We start from the raw sequence: 19,099 nt of genomic DNA, 5'->3' as shown, positions 1-19,099 counted from the left end.
TCTCCTTTATGTTAAAAATGTTATGACCGTTCAATGGCCGAAATGTTTACTTTTAAACGCTCAAGCATCTTGGAAAGCAGCAGCTGTTCTTCTTCGCTGAAATCTTTAAATGCTTCATCAATAAAGCGAGCTTTTTCGTTTCGAAATGCACCGATTTTTTCATGTCCGCTTTTCGTAAGCTTTACAAATGTTACGCGGTTGTCATCAGGATTTTTACGGCGTGATACAACATCTCTTTCTTCTAGCTGCTTTAAATGCCTTGTAATTGCAGCATTATCAATGTTTACTTGCTGTTGAAGCGCCTTTTGACTCATTTCACCTGTTTCATAAAGCTGATGTAAAATATCAAGACGTGATTGGCTAACACCGGTACAATGCTCAAACTTTTGATTAATTTGTTTATTAACTTCTTGCAGAGCATACAGAACATTTGCTTTTTCAGAACATGAATGTGACAAGAAAGTCGCTCCCTTTTTTCTATGATATTTATTGATGGATTAATATTTGATACATCAATGTTTGATACATCAACTAATATAAAATAAATAAAAGTGAAAGTCAAGAAAGTGAACAATCTTTTTTTTATAAATAATAAAAAGAGATTGAGATATAACGAAATCAATGCAATCTAAAGACGAACAAATCGGATAAATGAGCTCGTATGGACCGCTTGTGACACGGTAGTTGATTTTCGTGCAAGACTTCGCTTTGTCCTCCAATCAACTGCCAGAAGGAACGAAACAGATAAAATCTACGTTCATTGTAACCAAAAAAAACGAACCACTGATCAAACGGTTTGATTAGTGGTTCGTTTTTCACTTCAACTATACTATTTTTGTCTCAGCGTCTTTAAGCTGAATGATTTTTTTTACTAATTTGTTCATGCGTGTAAGGAGACAGAAACGGAATACGCTTGATAATCACATCGTGAATCCAGAATAATCGCTGGATAAGAGGAGCTGTTTTATCTGAAAGATAGATAACAAAGCAGCTGATAGCTCCCGCAATTACCATGCCTCCAAGTACATCTGCTGGATAGTGGACACCTACGTAAATGCGTGAAAGGCCCGAGATGGCAGCCCATATAAAAATGACGCTTCTCCATTTGTTTTTTCGTAACCACATGATCCAAGCAGCAGAAAAGACTAAAATCGAATGATCACTGACAAAAGATGAATTAGCCGGGTGCGGAATCAGCTTATGAACATGATGAGTCACAAACGGACGCGGGTGGTAATACACCAGGTGAATGACTTCATTGATACAAAGAGAAAGGACAATTGTAAACAACATGTATAAAGCCGTATAACGGTGATAAATTGTTCTTTCTGTTTTTCCGCTAAACCAAAGCAAAAGCAAACAAGCCATTATAAAATAAGGAACGCTATTCGTAATGATAACCATGACAGAATCCATTGCGCTGGATTTACCAGCAAACGAGTTAATCCATTGAAATACTTCGTAATTGAGGTTCATTTGTTTTCTCCTTATGCAGTACTTTTCACTCTTAGTTTAGATTGACACTCTAAAAAAACGATGAATTTCACATTAAAAATCAATTAAAATCCGAAATTCAAGGGCATTTAATGATATAAAAAGGAGAGGAAGAAACTGCTTTTAGAATAGGAGATGAAACAGTTGAAAAAGGTTTTATTTTTACCTCTTCTAAAAATGCCTTCTGGCCATCATCAAGTGGCAGAGGCGTTAATGGATATATTGGAAAGAAGAACAACAAATATTTGTTATAAAAAAATAGATTTATTAAGTTATACAAACGAACTATTAGAAAAAGTGGTTACAGGCACATATTTGAAATGGATTCGTTATGCTCCAGAAACATACAATATGGCATACAAACATCTCTTTTATGAACCGCCTGTTCATTCATTTAAATGGTATCATCACGTATTTGCAAAAAAAATGGAGCACTTAGTTAAAGAAGAAAATCCGGATTTAATTATATGCACACATGGATTTCCTTCTTATTTGCTCAGCCAATTAAAAGCAAAAGGCAAGTGCAATGTTCCTATTATAAATGTCTACACGGATTTCTTTATTAATAATTTATGGGGAAAAGAAGAGATTGACTTTCACTTTCTTCCTAGTGAAGAAGTAAAAAGAGGGCTTCGTGCTCAAAGTGAAATTCCACTTCAAAATATGATGGTCACAGGGATACCGGTACATGAAGAAATAACAAAAACAAGAACTGTTAAGCATCATGGTAACCGAAATATTTTAATTGCCGGAGGCAGCAGCGGTCTAGGCAATATTATGGATTTTTACAATGATTTAAAAGACGCGCGCCATTTTCATTACTTTGTCTTATGCGGCAAAAATCAAAAGTTATATGAAGAAATCAAAGGGTGGGAACTACAACACGTTACACCAATTCCGTACATTTCATCACGCACAGAAATGAATGAACTGTATGAGCGAGTGGATGCTATTGTAACAAAACCAGGTGGTATCACGGTCAGTGAAGCTCTTCGCAAAAATTTACCGATTTTTGTTCATTCTGCTTTACCGGGTCAAGAAGAGGTGAATTTACGCTATTTAACAGAGCGAAACTTAGTTCAAGAACTAAAGGCGGATCAATCGTTAGAAAGTCAGCTGCAGACAGTGCTGCAGGATGCTGATAAAATGAGCACATTGTATAACGCGATTGCTGCTTACCATAAAGAAATCGAAGCACAAACGCCTGAAGAACTTTTAGCAGTAGTCAATTGGATTCTAGGTGAAAAGCAAACGATTGGTCTTCATGCGTAAAACATTCATGTTTACAAACAATAAGGATAAGCTAAAGAACAAGTATGTTGAAAAAGTAGGGTTTAGATAAAAAAACAAACATCTTTTGAAAAAGGTGTTGTTTTTTTATCTAAAGAAGCTATTCTTTCACTTAAGACATGTGGTGAGAGGTGCATAATATGAAAGAGAAAATTTTAATTGTGGAAGATGAAGCGCAAATTGCGAAAGTGCTAAAGATTGAATTGGAATTTGAAGATTATGAAGTAGATGTTGAGTACGACGGGAAAGCGGGTTTAGAGACGGCAATATCCGCTCAATATGACCTCATTTTGCTCGACGTGATGCTTCCAAGTCTGAGCGGTATTGAGGTGTTAAGAAGACTTCGGAAAGCGGAAGTGTTTACGCCAGTTATTTTATTAACTGCCCGAAATACGACGTTAGATAAGGTAATGGGGTTAGACCAAGGGGCTAATGATTATGTTACAAAACCGTTTGAAATTGAAGAGCTGTTAGCACGAGTTCGCTCTTGTATTCGCTATCGTTCGCTCGTAGAAGCATCAGGAACGAAAGAAGCTGAAGCAGAGCTCTTAACGATCAATGATTTGACCATTAATCTTGAAACAAGGGAAGTCCTAAGAAACAATGAATCCATTACGTTGACACCGAAAGAGTATGATTTAGTCGTGTATTTGCTTACGAATAAAAATAAAATTGTCACGAGAGAAGGGATTCTCACAAACGTTTGGGGCTATGAATATGAAGGAGAAACAAACGTAATTGATGTGTATATTCGTCACTTAAGAAAAAAAGTAGATGAAGGTTTTTCTACTTCTCTCATTCATACGGTGCGGGGCGTAGGATATATGATGAAAGAGGAGAAACATGAAGATCACGACGAAGATTAATTTGCTGACAACAGCATGGCTAGTGGTTATTTTATTAATCATGAACATCGTTGTTTTTTTCTCCTTCACTAAATCTACGGTGAATATGGAACAGGACATTTTATTCGAAAAAGCACGCGAGATTATTCAAAAAGGTCAGCAAGATCATTCCGTGGAGCTTTCGCCAGAGTTACTAAAATTTTATTTGACCAACCATTCATTTATCCGAACAGTCTCAGAAAATTCTACGGTCATTAATCAAGTATCAAATGATCCTCATCTGGTGAAAATTAAGCCCGAATTTTCAAAGAAAAAAAAGGTGAAGCTTCGCAAAATTAGAGAAAAACAAGTATTGGTTATTCGCATGCCTGTCAAAGTCAATAATCAAGTCGTTGAAACGCTTGAGATTGGTGAGCTCCTGACTGGTTTTGAAACCCGCAAAGATATTTTGCTATCAATTTTGATTTTTTGTTCGCTTGTGTCCATTTTACTGTCGCTTTTAGGAGGAAGATGGTTATCACGCGTCATTATGCATCCTATTAAAAATATGGTCACAACGATGAAAGAGATTGAAGAGAGCGGTGTTCCTAAAAAAGTTCTCATTCAAACGGAGACGAGAGATGAACTGCAGGGTATGACCGTTACGTTTAATCATATGATTGACCGCTTGCGAGAAAATATTGAAAAGCAAAATCAGTTTGTTTCTGATGCTTCTCACGAATTAAAAACCCCTCTAACCGTTATTCGCAGTTATTCTAATTTATTAAGAAGAAGAGGGATTAAAAATGAAGAAATTACGCTGGATGCGATCGACACCATCTATGCGGAAGCAACCAAAATGCAAAAAATGATTGAAACGCTGCTTGATCTGGCAAGTGTGGAAAAAGAACAAACGCTTGATATGAAGCAAACAGATCTTGTTCTTATTTTTGAACAAATCGTTAAGCAGCTGCAACAGGTATACAAAAGAGAATTAGTTCTTCATTATGATCAAACGCCCATTATGATTCAAGTGGATGAACTGAAAATGAAGCAAGTGCTGATTATTTTGCTTGATAATGCAATTAAATACAGTACGAATAAAATTGAAGTGACCGTGGAAAAAAAGCAGGAAGATGTCATTATCAAAGTGAAAGACTATGGAATTGGTATTCCAAAAGAAGATCTTGCACATATTTTTGAACGTTTCTACCGAGTGGATAAAGCTAGAAGCAGAGCTACGGGAGGAACGGGGCTTGGACTATCGATTGCACAAACTATTGTCCGTCAGCATAAAGGCGAGATTTTTATTAAAAGTGAAGAAGAACAAGGGACGGAAGTTGTGATTCATCTTCCCGTTTCATCTATAAACTAAAAAAGCCGCCATTAGGGGGCTTTTTTATGATTATGATGCTGATTTTTGTTTTCTTACTCTTAATTTTTTTAACTCCGTTTGGAAGAATAGATACAGTGATGCAACTGTAAATACACTAAATCCAATTATCTCAAGGGGTTCTCCACCAGCTTCAAATAGCTTAACCAAACCTTCACCGCATAACTCTCCCCCAATAAAAATAAGGAAAATACCAAGCGCTTTAAAAATAATCCAAAGGTTCAGCTTAATAGCTGTTTTGAACAAAATGTATGTAATAACGACGGCCAGCAAAATGCCACTTATACTGCCGAATACAATAGAAGAGGCGTGTTGATTCACTTGTGTCAGATTAAAAATGATTAGTTCTGTTCCTTCACGAAAGACAGATAAAAAGGCTAAAACGATTAATCCCCACTTGGAAGAGCTTTTGGAAATTTTTGATGTAACTGAAGATGTCACTTCTTTGCTTCGGTGCAACCACAGAATAAAATAAGCAATAAGGCCAGCAGCTAAAAGCATCATGACTCCTTCAAAAATTTCTTCTGACTCTTCTTCTAACTCTTTCGCCTCATTAAAACCAATAAAGCCAAATACTAAGCTGAAAATAAGGCCAGCAGCAGCGCCAATAAAGACGGAATATTTTAAGTCTTTTCGGCCGATTTTTGTAACATGAGCTAAAATAATTCCAATGATAAGCGATGCTTCTAAACCTTCACGAAGCGACAAAGCCAAACTTGACCACATAAAAAGCTCCCCTTACTTTAAATGATAAATAATAATTTCTCTCTAATTTTAATGATAATGATTATCGTTGTCAATGTGATTTTTGGCTCTTTAAAAATTCTTACTTATATAAGATTTCTCCGACTAAAGTATGAAAGTATTTCATTATAAAGTCGTGCGAAACGCAAGGACAAAGCGAATAAAATAAGAGTATCAACAATCAGTGGAGGTTTTAGTATGAGTTATACTCTTTTTATAAAAGCAAATGACAGATCGGCAAGTGAAGCGGTCAGCGTAAAATTATATGATGCGTTTTTAGAAAGCTATCAACAATCGCACCAAGGTGAAGAAATAATGGAGCTAAATTTGTTCAAAGAAGAACTTCCTTATTTAGGTGCTGACATGATAAACGGTCAGTTTAAATTAGCAAGAGGGCTAGAAGTGACGGCAGCAGAAAACAAAGCAGCAGAAATTGCTAATCGTTACCTAGAACAATTTGTGAAAGCTGATAAAATTGTCATTGCCTTTCCTCTTTGGAATTTTACTGTGCCGGCCGTGCTTCATACGTACTTTGATTATTTAAATCAAGCAGGCAAAACGTTTAAGTATACGCCAGAAGGTCCTGTGGGATTACTGGGCGATAAAAAGGTGATGTTATTAAACGCGCGTGGCGGAGTATATTCAGAAGGTCCAGCAGCTGAGGTCGAAATGGCCGTTAAATATGTTAGCAGCGTACTTCAATTCTTTGGAATCACGGACGTGAACTCCGTTATTATTGAAGGACATAATCAGTTTCCGGATCGTGCTCAAGAAATTATTGAAAGTGGCTTAGAACAAGCAGCACAAGCAGCCAAAATATTTTAAATAACCGTAGTAAAAAAGGACAGGACAAAAGTATTTTAGGTGAAGGTATATCCGAACGATAAATCGTTCGGATTTTTTGCTGTATATCTTAAAAGTTAATAGGTAAAATGAATAAATAAGATAAAAGATATTCGCTTTATCTATAGGAGGAGCAGAGATGGATATTCGTCAGCTTAATTATTTTTTAGAAGTCGCTAAATTAAGGAGCTTTACTAAAGCATCTCAAAGTCTTCATATTTCACAGCCGACCTTGAGCAAAATGGTGAAAAACTTAGAAGAAGAATTGGAAGTAGAATTAATTGATCGTTCCGCAAGACAGATTGATTTAACGGATGCCGGGGAAGTTGTGTATGCGCAAGGACAAAAAGTTATGGCATCCATTGATGAGCTATCGACTTATTTATATGATGTGATGAATCTGAAAAAAGGAATGATTAAAATTGGAATTCCTCCATTGATTGGAGTGCTGTTCTTTCCAAAGATTATTAAAGGGTTTCAGCAGCTCTATCCAGATATCACAATTAAACTTATTGAATACGGAGCCAATCGTGTTCAAAAAGCAGTAGAAAAAGGAGAGTTAGACCTAGGTGTAGCGGTGCTTCCAGTAAATGAACATCTTTTTGACATTAATCCTTTTATCTCAGAAAAAATGCTTTTATATGTTCACCACTCTCACCCTTTAGCCTCTAAAACTCATGTGGAAATTAATGAACTAGCCCAAGAGAAATTTATTTTGTTTAATGAAGATTTTACGCTTCACGACCGGCTTATTCAGGCGTGTCAACAAGCAGGATTTGAACCTAATGTAGCTTACGAGAGCTCTCAATGGGATTTTATCGGTGAAATGATCGCGGAAAACTTAGGTGTATCTATCTTTCCACAATCCATTGCAGCAAAAGTGGATTCTGCTATCGTAAAAGCAGTTCCTATTACTAATCCTTCAATTTCATGGGATTTAGGATTGATTTTAAAAAAAGATAAATATATTTCATATGCCTCTAAACAATTCCTCCACTATATGAATGAACAGCATTCTGTTTTATATAGATAAAATGCATATGTTGTATTGAATATATGTATTTTACGAAAGAAAGAATGTGCGCTAAAGTAGATAGTGTAGAAAACATACACGAAAACAAACATTGATTCCGCGCGGTGTCAGTAAAAAATACGGAGGCTGATTTTACATGGCACAAAATAGTTATCAAAAAGGTTTAGATAAATTAATGGAATATACGTTAACGAGTAACGATGATATTTCGACTCATTTAAAAATTACGGAAGACTTAAACGACCTAGCTCCTGACGTTGGGAAATATATTATTGAATTTGCCTATGGAGACATTTATTCACGACCAGGTTTAACGAATAAGCAGCGAGCATTAGTAACCATTTCATCACTGGTTACTCAGGGTACAGAGCCTCAGCTTGAGCTGCATTTAAACACAGGTTTAACAGCTGGACTAGAGCCGAATGAAATTGTGGAAAGCATCATTCAATTAATTCCATACACAGGTTTCCCTCGCGTGTTAAATGCTTTAAGCGTAGCTAAGAAAGTATTCGCTCAGCGTGACGTGGAAGTAGAGACAGGCGAAAAAGAGCTAGTAGAAAATAAATAATAAGCACAAAAAAGACGCTCTAAAAGAGCGTCTTTTTTTTATGCGAGCTGCTTTTGTTTGGTTTCTTTTCCTAGAAAAACAACCGAACCAACACCGATTAAAATAGCTGCACAGAAGATTGAGAACGTAACGGTTAAAGAAACACCTTGAGTTGACATATACCCAACTAACAGCGGTCCTAGAATTCCTCCAATTCGTCCAAAAGAAGCGGCCATTCCAGCTCCTGTGCCTCGAATAGATGTCGGATATTGCTCAGGTGTATACGCGTACAAAGCTCCCCAAGCGCCTAAGTTGAAGAAAGACAACAACATTCCTGCTGTTAGCAGCAGCCAAAGTGACTCCGCATTTCCGAAGATATATGCGCTGGCAGCCGTACCTAACAGATATGTGACCAATACGAATTTTCGGCCCATGCGTTCAATAAACCAAGCAGCCGTATAATAGCCAGGCAGCTGAGCTAATGTCATAATCAATACGTATTCAAAGCTTTTGATTAAGCTAAATCCTTTAATGACCATGACGCTAGGTAGCCATAAAAACATGCCGTAATATGAAAATACAACGCAAAACCACAGAACCCACAGCATAACGGTAGATTGACGATAAGGCTTAGACCACACGCTTCTTACATTGTCCGCAATAGACGGTTTCTTTTCCTTTGTCGCCTCTAAAAATTGAGGAGAATCTGGCAGTTTGATGCGCAAATAAATGGCATAAAATGCTGGTATAGCCGTTAGGATAAGAGCTAGTTGCCACCCGTAAGCTGGAATTACAAAGTAAGAAATAAGCGCTGCCAGTAGCCAGCCGAACGCCCAAAAACTTTCTAACAAGACGACCACTTTACCGCGTTTTTCCGGCGCCACGGTCTCAGACACAAGGGTAGAAGCAACAGGCAGCTCTCCTCCTAAACCCATTCCAATTAAAAATCGAAATACTAAAAAAGCAGCAAGGGTAGTAGTAAGAGCCGAAAGTCCGCTTGCCACTGAAAAAAGAACAAGAGTCACAATAAAAACGGTTTTTCGCCCAATTCGATCAGCCAGCAGCCCGAACACGAGAGCTCCAACGGCCATCCCGATCGAGTTAACGCTGCCTATCCAACTCATTTCAGTAGGGGAAAGTCCCCATTCAGCGTGAAGAGCTGCAATGATAAAAGACAAAATGCCAACATCCATTGCATCGAAGAGCCATCCTAGCCCTGCGATGCCAAGAAGCTGACGTTCTGATAATTGTTTTGTTTTCATGTCTTCCTCCTAGAAGCAAAGAATTTTGCTTTAAGTTTACACCTGTCTTGACATAATGTCACGTCTATTTTAAAGAAAAAATGCAAACGGAAAAGCTCTATACCTTAAGGTATAGAGCTAATTGTATTCTCACATTTTATCGTAAAGCATTTTTCCAGGCCATGTATACGCCATATGACCGCCATCTACCGTAATGCAGTCACCCGTTACATATGAGCTGTCATCGGATGCTAAAAATAATACGGCACCGGCTACTTCTTCTGGTTTGCCTAAACGGCCCATGGGATCGACCCATTCATATGCTTTTCTGAATTTTTTTCCTTCTTCAGCGCCTGATAAATCATCAAGAAGAGGCGTTTCAATTGTTCCAGGAGCAATTGAGTTAACGCGAATACCTTCACGAGCGTAGTCAATTGCCATGGTTCTTGTTAAGTTGGTAATAGCACCTTTCGCCGCGTTATAGCCAGAACGGTCTAAGTCTGCTGCCAGTCCGGATACGGATGAATTATTAATAATCGACCCGCCATTTTCTAACATCAGCGGAATAACGTATTTGCTTACAAGAAATGTTCCACGTAAATCTACCGACATTAAGCGATCCCAAAGTTCTACAGGGTATTCGTGAAGCTTGCCGCCTTCTGTGTCTGTCCCCGCATTATTAAAAAGAATATCCACTTTTCCAAATTTCTTTTCAATTTCCGCTGTGAACTCTTTTACTTTTTCTTCTTCAGCTACATCGATATAGTAGGCGTATGCTTCACCGCCAGCGTCTTTAATTTCTTTTGCTACTTTTTTTACCCCGTCCAAATTAATATCGGCACAAATAACAACCGCTCCTTCTTTCGCAAAGCGCTCAGCAGTTGCTTTTCCTATACCAGAGCTTGACCCTGTAATAACAGCAATTTTTGATTCTAAACGTCCCAATTGTATCCCTCCGAAAAAATAAATATATAAGTATGTATGTTCATGTACCCATCTATTATTTTGATAAAACGTCGCTAGTTTATACGTATGTGAATAGAAATAAAAAGATGCAGCAAAACAAATCCATTGTATAATGAACAGCAGTATGTCAGGAAAAATGAGGTGTTTGCATGAAAGCAATCATAAAAAGTTTTATCAATGGACTCTTAACGATTGTCCCTATTATCCTTGTTATTTATATTTTGGTAAGAGTATTTAATTTTTTAGACAGCATTTTAGGGAACGTATTGAAGCCCTATATGAAGCAGGATTATATACCTGGTATTGGAATCTTAGCAACGCTTGTCTTAATTACGTTCTTAGGGTGGTTATCTACCCGTTTTTTCGCTGGGAAAATTATTAACTTAATTGATCGATTGTTAGAAAAAATACCGCTTGTTAAAACGCTATATAGTGTCATTAAAGATACATTTCAATCTTTTCTTGGAGAGAAAAAGTCTTTTTCAAAAGTAGCTTTAGTGCCAATGCCCGGCACGTCAATGAAAGTCATAGGGTTTGTGACCTCTGAAGAAGTAGAAGAGGTTATTCACTCGTTAAAAGACCATGTCGCTGTCTATGTTCCACAAACTTTTCAAGTAGCCGGTTTTACTTTTTTGATTCCAAAAGAAGAAATTGAATGGTTAGATATTAAGCCGGAAGAAGCAATGAAGTTCGTGTTATCTGGGGGAGTATCTAGTTCAAAAGCAGAAAAATAACAGAAGGCTTGAAGCCTTCTGTTATTTTTGTTGGAGTAAAGCTGTTAAAAGATTAAGCGGTTCTTCCAACGGTTTAAGTTCCGTTAAATTTCCAACCATGCCTTTTACAATAGCAGCGGTAGGCTTATCTTTTTTTAGCTCCGTTTGTAAAATGTGAAAGCTGTCTGCGTGTTCATCAGAAATATGATCGCTGGTGTCTAGCAGATGTTTAATTGCCTCAAGAGTTTGTTTTACCTGCTCATTTTTACTTAGAAAAGTCGTTCGTTCCTTTCCGTATATATCTTCACCAAAAGAAGCGGGAATAAGGGGACGAGGTTTTCTAGCTAATAAATCTTCTACTAATACATCAACTCGTTCCATTATGTACTGCGCGACTTCTTTAAAGGTAAGCTCGTATTGATTGAAGATAATAATTTCTAAAAAGGAATGATGAATACCTTCAATCATTTTCGTTAAATCGGAGATATAAGGAGTTACGTCTTCTCCGTATACGCTAACGAGGCTTTTGCGATGAAAGTAAAACGTTTCTCGCTGCATTTTATGAACAAAGGTCTCCACTTCTTTGTTAAATGGAATCGATTTTTCACGGATTTGCATGATAATAAAATCTCTGTGCTCTGTAATAAATTCATAGAAATAGATGAGCTGATTCATATAGCGGCTGCGGGCATCGTTTACTTCCTCGTCGAGAGCATAAACAGAGCTAAAGAGCTTTTCATAGTAAAAGTTTAGAATTGATAATAAAAGTGCATCCTTAGATTTGAAGTGCAGGTAAAATGCACCTTTTGAAATGTTGCATTCATCTACAATTTCTTGCACAGAGGTAGCATTAAATCCTTTTTTTGCAAAAAGCTTAATCGAAGCTTCAATTATTCTTTTTTCTTTTTCTTTCAAGTATTCTACCTCCTTTATTAAACAATTTGACCATTCATTTCGTTAGATAATAGTATCATACACTAAAAAAGATAAAGGTATATATCAAAGTTAAGAACGGGAGTCAGTTCCTCTAAAAAAGATTTATCGTAAATATGTCTTTATTATGAACATATTAGGAGAGAGACTGCTTAGGGTTGACACTGACCGGTTAGTCATTTATATTTTAAGTTGTTGTGACCAATCAGTCAATTTTATTAGTATACATATATTTGAAGGAGGATATGCATTGGGGAAGTTTATTAAATTTTCATTGAAAAATAAATTTGCAGTATGGCTGTTAACACTCTTTGTCATTATTGCAGGGCTGTATTCAGGATTTAATATGAAGCTAGAGACTATTCCTGATATATCAACGCCTGTTGTAACAGTCAGTGCAACTTATCCGGGCGCCACTCCGGAACAAGTGGCAGACAAGGTGAGTAAGCCAATTGAACAAAAGCTTCAGGGACTGAGCGGCGTTGACACAGTTAGCTCGTCTTCTTATGAAAATATGGCTACCATTCAAGTTGAATATGGCTTTAGTAAAAATATGGAGAAGGCAGAAGACGAAGTCAGACGAGCTCTTTCAAACGTGGATCTGCCAGATGATGTAGAGGAACCAAATGTTTCAAGACAAAGCATCAGTGATTTTCCGATTATTTCATTAAGTGTTTCAGATGATAAAAAATCATTAGAAGACTTAACGAAGTATGTAAAAAATACCGTTGTTCCACAAGTTGAAAAAGTGCAAGGCATTTCTTCGGTCAGCGTTTCAGGAGAACAAGTTGAAGAAGCAGAACTTGTATTCAAACAAGACAAGCTCAAGCAGCTGGGACTCGATGAAGATACGGTGAAAAAGCTGATCCAAGCATCCGATGCAAAAGTGCCGGCTGGTACGTATACGATGGATGGATCTCAAAAATCTGTTGTGGTAGACGGAAAGATGACAACAGAAAAAGATTTGGAAAACTTAGAGATTCCAGCTGTGCCTAGTCAAGGAGCTGCTCAAGGTCAGCAACAAGGAATGAGCCAGCAGCAAACACAAGGAGCCGTGCAGCAGGCGCCGTCCGCAGCTTCGATTCCAACTGTGAAATTAAAAGAAATTGCGGATGTTAAAGTGACGGGGAAAGCAGAATCCATTTCTCGCACGAACGGAAAACCTTCAATTGCTGTACAAGTTGTCAAAGCGAAGGATGCGAACACAGTAAATGTTGTAAATGATATTAAAGAAAAAATGAATAGCCTAGAAAAGAAAAATAAAGACCTTCACGTTGACAATATTTTTGATCAAGGTAAACCGATTGAAGATTCTGTTCATACGATGCTAAATAAAGCTATTATCGGTGCGGTCTTTGCGGTTATTATTATTCTTTTATTTTTACGTGATATTCGTTCAACGATTATTGCCGTTATTTCAATTCCGCTTTCGCTATTAATCGCCATTTTGGCGCTCAAATCAATGGATATCTCTTTAAATATTATGACGCTTGGAGCGATGACTGTAGCCATCGGAAGGGTTGTAGATGATTCCATTGTCGTTATTGAAAATATTTACCGCCGCATGGCTTATCAGGAAGAAAAGCTTACAGGAAAAGATTTAATTGTCGCGGCGACGAAAGAAATGTTTGTTCCAATTTTTTCTTCTACAGTCGTAACCGTGGCCGTATTCTTACCGTTAGGTCTCGTAGAAGGACCGGTAGGAGAGCTATTCTTACCGTTTGCGTTAACGGTTGTTTTTGCACTGTTAGCATCACTGCTAGTAGCGGTAACACTCGTGCCAATGCTTGCTCATTCGTTATTTAAAACAAATGTAAAAGTCAAAGAAGAAAAGCCAAGCAAACTAGCGCACGGATATAAGCGAATTTTGAACTGGACGCTAAACCATAAGCTTATTTCCTTTGGGTTAGCCGTACTACTGTTAGTAGGAAGTTTATTTTTAGTTCCTTCTATTGGGGTTAGCTTTTTATCATCCGATCAAGAAAAAACGCTGACGCTTACGTATACACCGAAAGCCGGACAGTCTCAAAGCGACGTGGAAAAAGCAGCGAATCGCGCAGAAGCGTACTTGATGAAGCGAGATGGTGTCAAAACGGTTCAGTATTCGTTCGGTGAAGGTAACTCTTTTAATCCGGGAAGCAAAAATAACGTTTTAACATTTGTGCAATATGACGAGGATACACAAAACTTTGATAAAGAGCAGGATAAAGTATTAAAAGCTCTTAATAAACAAGCGAATCAAGGTGAATGGGGCTCCATGAATACGGCGTCTAGCGGCAGCAATAATTCATTAAACGTCCTTATTTACGGAGATAGCTTAGACGAAATCAAACCTTATGCTGACAAAGTTCAGCGCGTTTTAGAAAAGCATAAAGAACTGAAAAATGTCGATTCTACGCTTTCAGATACGTTTGATGAATATACGCTAGTACCGAACCAAAAGAAAGCCGCTGAACTCGGCTTGTCTGCTAGTCAAATCGGAATGCAAATTTCCAACCTTGGACAGCGTGAAGTATTAACAACTATCCAAAAAGACGGAAACGAAATTAACGTATACCTTCCAAAAGAAAAAGAGGATTTCTCTACTTTTGCCGAACTTTCAAGCACAAAAGTGACCTCTCAAACTGGACAGGAAGTTACATTAAATGAAGTTGTCGATATTAAAAAAGGTAAAACGTCGAATACGGTAACGCGCCGTGATAATAAAATTTATGCAGAGGTAAGTGCCGATATTAAGAGTGACGATGTAGGCGGCGTTTCTTCTAACGTTCAAAAAGAAGTGAAGAAAATTGATTTGCCAAGTGATATGGACATTAACTTTGGCGGAGCATCAGAGCAAATTAATGACTCATTTAGTCAATTAGGAATTGCCATGCTCGCAGCCATTGGTATCGTGTACTTCGTACTTGTACTGACATTTGGTGGAGGTTTAGCGCCATTTGCTATCTTATTCTCACTTCCATTTACACTCATTGGTGCGCTAGTGGCACTTTTAATCTCTGGGGAAACGATTAGTATTTCTTCGATGATTGGAGCTCTTATGTTGATTGGAATTGTGGTAACCAATGCGATTGTTCTGATTGACCGCGTGATTCATAAAGAGCAAGAGGGTCTTTCAACGCGTGAAGCTTTACTAGAAGCTGGAATGACACGTCTTCGCCCGATCTTAATGACAGCTATTGCAACGATTGGTGCACTGCTTCCATTAGCTTTTGGATTTGAAGGTGGAGGCCTTATCTCAAAAGGGCTAGGGGTTACCGTGATTGGAGGACTAACAAGTTCTACGCTGCTTACGCTCATTATCGTTCCAATTGTCTATGAGTTTTTTATGAAGTTTAAGCGCAAAAAAGTAAAAGAGTAGAAGCAAGACAAATTTCCGCTTTTGAGGTGAATAGCGATGAAGTCAATTGATAAACTAATGAAACAGCTGATTCAACAAGGAATTAAAGCAAAGAAAGTGACGATTGATAAATCAAAGCGCCAGCAGTGGATGTCCATGTCATTGCCTAAAACGGCATGGCAGCATTCAAAATAAAAAAGAGCTGACTTAGAGTCAGCTCTTTTTTTATTAACGATCTGTATCTTCAAATGATCCTTCTTGATAGGCGTCGCTTATTTGCTCATGTGTTTCTGCTAGACCTTGTGAGAGTGCATCTTGTCGGTTATAATCTTCTGTTTCGAACTGACGGTCAGCCATTTCATTTGTATCTGGCTGCTTTTTAGGCTGTTTTTTTGAATTCATTTTCACCACTCCTATTTAATAAAGTGAGACCACGGTTAGTGTGCGATGAAAGGAAATACATTATACATGAAAGAAAGAGCTTCGATTCGTCGAAGCTCTTTCTTTCATATTATTATTGTTTTTTATCTAAGAAGATTTTTTCAATATCATCAAGTACGATATTAGCTGCTAACACACCGCCTGCTGTATTCCAAGTAGCATCATCTACTTTATGAACATGATTTTCTTGAGCCACTTTTAGCTTTTTAAAGAGAGGATCGTTTATCCATTCTTTTTCAAGCTTTGTTGCTTCACCGTCTCCCGTTTCATAAGAGAAGTAAAATAGCTGATCGCCGTCCATTGCCGGAATGCGTTCTTTTGTTGCATTCATTTCAGCAAAATCATCCTTGTCTTGAGACTCAGGGCGAGCAAATCCAAGCTGATCTAAAATAACACCTGAGAATGAATCTTTATGATAGATACGAACGTCTCCAGCTGTAAAGCGTACAACTGAGATTTTTTGTTTTAACTGATCTCCAAGGCGTTTCTTTAAATCTGCTACGCGATTGTCATAGTCAGCTAATACTTCTTTACCTTTTTCTTCTTTGTTTACAGCTTTTGCATATAGCTTAAAGTTTGATTTCCAATCTCCGCGCAGCTCCTCAGAGAATACAGTCGGAGCAATTTGACTAAGCTGATCGTATACTTTTTCTTGTCGCATTTTATTTCCGATAATCAAGTCAGGCTTTAAAGCAGCGATTGCTTCTAAGCTTGGCTCGCTTTCTGTACCCACACTTTTAACGCCTTTCATCTGACCTTTAATATGGTCATACCACGGATTTCCTAACCATGATTGAACAGCGCCCACAGGCTTTACACCCATTGCAAGAAGAGCTTCAGTACCTTCGTTTGTTAAAACAACCACTCGTTTAGGCGTTCCTTTAATATCGGTTTTATCCATTGCGTGTTTTACTGTGTAAGTTTCGCCAGAACCCTCAGTTTTTTCTTTTTTATCGCTGTCAGCGCCGTTTGAATTACCGCAGGCTGCCAGCACAAGCAGTGTCATAATGGTAAGAATGGACAACAAATATGACAACTTGCCTTTAGAATATGTATTCACATCTTTTCCCCCTCGTAAGTGATAATGATTTTCATTAACAATTAAGATAATATTCTAACTTTTAAGCGGTGTCAATTAAAAATTGAAAATGATTCTCAAAATCATTGACACTTTTTTCAATGTTTCCTAAACTAAAGGTTAGATATATATAGGAATCATCTTAGAGGAGAGCAATGAAAATGATGCTACGCAGTGTTCAAATGAAAGTAATGGGGCTCATCATTGGAATCATGCTGCTTTTAATCTGTATTGGATTAAGTATCGTACTCGGATACACAGATACAAGTATCAAAACAGCATTTGAAGCTTTTCAAGCGTTTAACGGTTCGAATGAGCACATAGTTATTCAAAATATTCGATTGCCGCGCGCTATAATCGGTGCTGTGGTAGGTATTTGTTTAGGAATTGCAGGAGCAATGATGCAGGCGTTAACGAAAAACCCACTTGCTTCACCGGATATTATCGGTGTGAACGCTGGGGCCAGCTTTTTTATTGTTGTTGCAGTGATGATTTTTTCGGTCAATTCACTTCAAGCTTTTACATGGATTGCATTTGTAGGAGCGGCACTAACCGTAGTGGTTGTCTATTTTCTTGGGTCCATTGGAAAAGAAGGGCTAACGCCTATCAAACTGACGCTCGCAGGAGCGGCTATTGCAGCCTTTTTCTCTTCTTTAACACAAGGACTGCTAGCTGTGGATGAATCTTCGCTTGATCAAGTCCTCTTTTGGCTGGCAGGGTCTGTGCAAGGACGCAAGGTTGAAATGTTGTATGGCATACTGCCTTATGTAGTGCCAGCAATTATTGTTACTTTTTTTATCGCTTCAAAAATTAATATTTTAACGATTGGTGAAGACGTAGCCAAAGGATTAGGTCAAAGAACAGCTCTTGTCAAAATTATAAGCGGCATCATTATTGCGATTTTAGCGGGGGGAGCCGTTGCAGTAGCCGGTCCCATTAGCTTTGTAGGAATCATTGTTCCTCACGTTGTAAGAGCAATCGTAGGACAAGATTATCGCTGGGTATTTCCTTATAGTGCGGTTGTCGGCGGGATTTTAATTTTATTAGCTGATGTTGGCGCAAGGTACGTCATTATGCCTCAAGAAATCCCTGTTGGAGTCATGACTGCTGTTATTGGTACACCTTTCTTTATCTATATGGCAAGGAAAGGGGCGAAGACGTCATGAAAACATACTTATCTCTTCGCTTAAAGAGAATTTCATTTTTAGTTAATATAAAAGCTGCTCTAATCATTACCGGATTTTCAGCTGTCCTTGTTGCACTCTTTTTGTTAAGTGCAGGTACGGGTGACTTATTTATTAATCCATTTCGTGTAATTAAAATTTTAGCGGGTCATGGGTTGGAGTTTGAACGATTAGTTGTTACATCTTTTAGACTGCCGCGTATTATTGTTGCCATTTGTGCTGGTATTTGTCTAGCTATTGCGGGCGCTATCTTGCAGGGGCTTGTGAGAAATCCGCTTGCTTCACCAGACTTAATTGGATTAACAGGAGGAGCGTCAGTTGGTGTAGTGTTATTTTTGACACTATTTAGTGATAAAAGCAACTCGTTAACCGTAAGTATTAATTGGATGCCTGTTAGCGCATTTTTAGGTGCCGTGGCAGTGGCGCTTTTACTTTATGTGTTTGCCTGGAAAAATGGTGTCTCTCCTATTACACTAGTATTAATAGGAATTGGATTAACAGCGTTAACGAAAGCTATGACCACGCTGTTTATGATTATGGGTCCTATCTACCGCGCTAGCCAGGCAAATATTTGGATTACCGGAACGGTGTATGGTTCAAATTGGGCCAGTGTTTCCGTACTAGTTCCAGTTACTGCAGGGCTGGTTATAATTACGATTTTAATGATTCGAAATTTAAATGTTCAAGAATTAGGTGAAGAAATTGCGACTAACGTTGGAAGTCGCGTTCAAAAAAATCGATTGGCACTATTGCTGATGAGCACAGCTTTAACCGGGAGCGCCGTTGCATTTGCCGGTGGAATTAGCTTTGTAGGGTTACTTGCTCCACATATTGCCCGAAAGCTTGTAGGTTCGTCATTCGGCGCTTTAATACCGCTATCGGCACTAATCGGAGCGATTTTAATCACAGCAGCAGATTTAATTGGCCGAACATTCTTCTTGCCAATCGAAGTGCCAGCAGGTGTATTTACAGCTGCAATTGGCGCACCATACTTCATTTATTTACTATACAAACAAAGAAACGTATAGCATTCTT

General features: G+C 38.0%; 19 protein-coding genes. 11 read left to right on the top strand and 8 right to left on the bottom strand.

The genetic code is table 11. The features are described from left to right. Positions 1–20 precede the first annotated feature (20 nt). Both MKX72_RS25385 and MKX72_RS25380 read right to left on the bottom strand, forming a co-directional pair. On the bottom strand, positions 21–458 hold the full coding sequence (locus MKX72_RS25385; protein WP_013085370.1) for a MarR family winged helix-turn-helix transcriptional regulator: 438 nt from the start codon (positions 456–458) through the stop codon (positions 21–23). Positions 459–849: 391 nt separating this feature from the next. After that, the gene (locus MKX72_RS25380) at positions 850–1,476 is read right to left on the bottom strand and encodes an undecaprenyl-diphosphatase (RefSeq protein ID WP_028412069.1); all 627 of its coding nucleotides are present in this window, start codon (positions 1,474–1,476) and stop codon (positions 850–852) included. 162 nt (positions 1,477–1,638) lie between these two features. On the opposite strand from MKX72_RS25380, the gene MKX72_RS25375 reads away from it, so the two are divergent. The 3 genes from MKX72_RS25375 to MKX72_RS25365 all read left to right on the top strand — a co-directional run bounded on the left by MKX72_RS25375 (position 1,639) and on the right by MKX72_RS25365 (position 4,983). After that, positions 1,639–2,766: an MGDG synthase family glycosyltransferase gene (locus tag MKX72_RS25375; RefSeq protein ID WP_033580430.1), complete on the top strand. Its 1,128-nt coding sequence runs from the start codon at positions 1,639–1,641 to the stop codon at positions 2,764–2,766. Positions 2,767–2,924: 158 nt separating this feature from the next. Then, entirely contained in the window at positions 2,925–3,650 is a 726-nt protein-coding gene (locus MKX72_RS25370) for a response regulator transcription factor (protein WP_155008482.1), read from the top strand. Then, positions 3,628–4,983 (top strand): sensor histidine kinase, encoded by a 1,356-nt coding sequence (locus MKX72_RS25365; protein WP_033580431.1) that lies wholly within the window; start codon positions 3,628–3,630, stop codon positions 4,981–4,983. Before MKX72_RS25370 ends, MKX72_RS25365 begins: the two co-directional genes overlap by 23 nt. A 30-nt stretch (positions 4,984–5,013) precedes the next feature. On the opposite strand, the gene MKX72_RS25360 is transcribed toward MKX72_RS25365, so the two are convergent. Then, positions 5,014–5,727 carry an FTR1 family protein gene (locus tag MKX72_RS25360; RefSeq protein WP_028412072.1) on the bottom strand — a complete coding sequence of 238 codons (714 nt, stop codon included), beginning with the start codon at positions 5,725–5,727 and terminating at the stop codon, positions 5,014–5,016. Positions 5,728–5,943: 216 nt separating this feature from the next. On the opposite strand from MKX72_RS25360, the gene MKX72_RS25355 reads away from it, so the two are divergent. The 3 genes from MKX72_RS25355 (at position 5,944) to MKX72_RS25345 (ending at position 8,189) form a co-directional block, all read left to right on the top strand. Further along, entirely contained in the window at positions 5,944–6,570 is a 627-nt protein-coding gene (locus tag MKX72_RS25355; RefSeq protein ID WP_048021813.1) for an FMN-dependent NADH-azoreductase, read from the top strand. A 157-nt stretch (positions 6,571–6,727) separates the two neighbouring features. Then, positions 6,728–7,621: a LysR family transcriptional regulator gene (locus tag MKX72_RS25350; protein WP_014457861.1), complete on the top strand. Its 894-nt coding sequence runs from the start codon at positions 6,728–6,730 to the stop codon at positions 7,619–7,621. Between the two features lie 136 nt (positions 7,622–7,757). Next, complete coding sequence (locus MKX72_RS25345) at positions 7,758–8,189, top strand: carboxymuconolactone decarboxylase family protein (protein ID WP_098627032.1); 432 nt, start codon at positions 7,758–7,760, stop codon at positions 8,187–8,189. 38 nt (positions 8,190–8,227) lie between these two features. Here the strand turns inward: MKX72_RS25345 and MKX72_RS25340 are convergent, their stop codons facing one another. After that, positions 8,228–9,430: an MFS transporter gene (locus MKX72_RS25340; protein WP_028412074.1), complete on the bottom strand. Its 1,203-nt coding sequence runs from the start codon at positions 9,428–9,430 to the stop codon at positions 8,228–8,230. 129 nt (positions 9,431–9,559) lie between these two features. Further along, complete coding sequence (locus MKX72_RS25335) at positions 9,560–10,354, bottom strand: SDR family oxidoreductase (RefSeq protein WP_028412075.1); 795 nt, start codon at positions 10,352–10,354, stop codon at positions 9,560–9,562. 170 nt (positions 10,355–10,524) lie between these two features. Between MKX72_RS25335 and MKX72_RS25330 the strand changes: the two genes are divergently transcribed. Continuing rightward, positions 10,525–11,109 carry a DUF502 domain-containing protein gene (locus tag MKX72_RS25330; RefSeq protein WP_028412076.1) on the top strand — a complete coding sequence of 195 codons (585 nt, stop codon included), beginning with the start codon at positions 10,525–10,527 and terminating at the stop codon, positions 11,107–11,109. 21 nt (positions 11,110–11,130) lie between these two features. On the opposite strand, the gene MKX72_RS25325 is transcribed toward MKX72_RS25330, so the two are convergent. Further along, complete coding sequence (locus MKX72_RS25325; RefSeq protein WP_033580436.1) at positions 11,131–12,003, bottom strand: TetR/AcrR family transcriptional regulator; 873 nt, start codon at positions 12,001–12,003, stop codon at positions 11,131–11,133. 268 nt (positions 12,004–12,271) lie between these two features. Between MKX72_RS25325 and MKX72_RS25320 the strand changes: the two genes are divergently transcribed. Both MKX72_RS25320 and MKX72_RS25315 read left to right on the top strand, forming a co-directional pair. Then, complete coding sequence (locus MKX72_RS25320) at positions 12,272–15,382, top strand: efflux RND transporter permease subunit (protein ID WP_028412078.1); 3,111 nt, start codon at positions 12,272–12,274, stop codon at positions 15,380–15,382. Positions 15,383–15,418: 36 nt separating this feature from the next. Beyond that, entirely contained in the window at positions 15,419–15,556 is a 138-nt protein-coding gene (locus MKX72_RS25315; protein WP_014457868.1) for a hypothetical protein, read from the top strand. A 33-nt stretch (positions 15,557–15,589) separates the two neighbouring features. On the opposite strand, the gene MKX72_RS25310 is transcribed toward MKX72_RS25315, so the two are convergent. Both MKX72_RS25310 and MKX72_RS25305 read right to left on the bottom strand, forming a co-directional pair. Beyond that, positions 15,590–15,763, bottom strand: a complete 174-nt coding sequence (locus MKX72_RS25310; RefSeq protein ID WP_080754494.1) for a YozQ family protein — start codon at positions 15,761–15,763, stop codon at positions 15,590–15,592. A gap of 112 nt (positions 15,764–15,875) precedes the next feature. After that, a complete protein-coding gene (locus MKX72_RS25305) occupies positions 15,876–16,862 on the bottom strand; it encodes an ABC transporter substrate-binding protein (RefSeq protein ID WP_028412079.1) in 987 nt (328 codons plus the stop codon). Between the two features lie 179 nt (positions 16,863–17,041). Here MKX72_RS25305 and MKX72_RS25300 point away from each other — a divergent pair, with 179 nt between their 5' ends. Together MKX72_RS25300 and MKX72_RS25295 are read left to right on the top strand one after the other, a co-directional pair. After that, positions 17,042–18,046: a FecCD family ABC transporter permease gene (locus tag MKX72_RS25300; protein ID WP_028412080.1), complete on the top strand. Its 1,005-nt coding sequence runs from the start codon at positions 17,042–17,044 to the stop codon at positions 18,044–18,046. After that, entirely contained in the window at positions 18,043–19,092 is a 1,050-nt protein-coding gene (locus tag MKX72_RS25295) for a FecCD family ABC transporter permease (RefSeq protein WP_028412081.1), read from the top strand. The genes MKX72_RS25300 and MKX72_RS25295 overlap by 4 nt, the downstream gene beginning before the upstream one ends. The last annotated feature ends 7 nt before the right edge of the window (positions 19,093–19,099 follow it).

Source organism: Priestia sp. FSL R5-0597 (assembly GCF_038006305.1).
Taxonomy (GTDB): domain Bacteria; phylum Bacillota; class Bacilli; order Bacillales; family Bacillaceae_H; genus Priestia; species Priestia zanthoxyli.
This window is presented reverse-complemented; position numbering and strand designations above follow the sequence as displayed.

Coding starts and splice junctions, on each gene's coding strand:
- MKX72_RS25295 (WP_028412081.1), top strand. CDS start 18,043: ATGAAAACATACTTATCTCTTCGCTTAAAGAGAATTTCATTTTTAGTT.
- MKX72_RS25300 (WP_028412080.1), top strand. CDS start 17,042: ATGATGCTACGCAGTGTTCAAATGAAAGTAATGGGGCTCATCATTGGA.
- MKX72_RS25365 (WP_033580431.1), top strand. CDS start 3,628: ATGAAGATCACGACGAAGATTAATTTGCTGACAACAGCATGGCTAGTG.
- MKX72_RS25330 (WP_028412076.1), top strand. CDS start 10,525: ATGAAAGCAATCATAAAAAGTTTTATCAATGGACTCTTAACGATTGTC.
- MKX72_RS25370 (WP_155008482.1), top strand. CDS start 2,925: ATGAAAGAGAAAATTTTAATTGTGGAAGATGAAGCGCAAATTGCGAAA.
- MKX72_RS25350 (WP_014457861.1), top strand. CDS start 6,728: ATGGATATTCGTCAGCTTAATTATTTTTTAGAAGTCGCTAAATTAAGG.
- MKX72_RS25380 (WP_028412069.1), bottom strand. CDS start 1,476: ATGAACCTCAATTACGAAGTATTTCAATGGATTAACTCGTTTGCTGGT.
- MKX72_RS25345 (WP_098627032.1), top strand. CDS start 7,758: ATGGCACAAAATAGTTATCAAAAAGGTTTAGATAAATTAATGGAATAT.
- MKX72_RS25360 (WP_028412072.1), bottom strand. CDS start 5,727: ATGTGGTCAAGTTTGGCTTTGTCGCTTCGTGAAGGTTTAGAAGCATCG.
- MKX72_RS25355 (WP_048021813.1), top strand. CDS start 5,944: ATGAGTTATACTCTTTTTATAAAAGCAAATGACAGATCGGCAAGTGAA.
- MKX72_RS25340 (WP_028412074.1), bottom strand. CDS start 9,430: ATGAAAACAAAACAATTATCAGAACGTCAGCTTCTTGGCATCGCAGGG.
- MKX72_RS25315 (WP_014457868.1), top strand. CDS start 15,419: ATGAAGTCAATTGATAAACTAATGAAACAGCTGATTCAACAAGGAATT.
- MKX72_RS25310 (WP_080754494.1), bottom strand. CDS start 15,763: ATGAATTCAAAAAAACAGCCTAAAAAGCAGCCAGATACAAATGAAATG.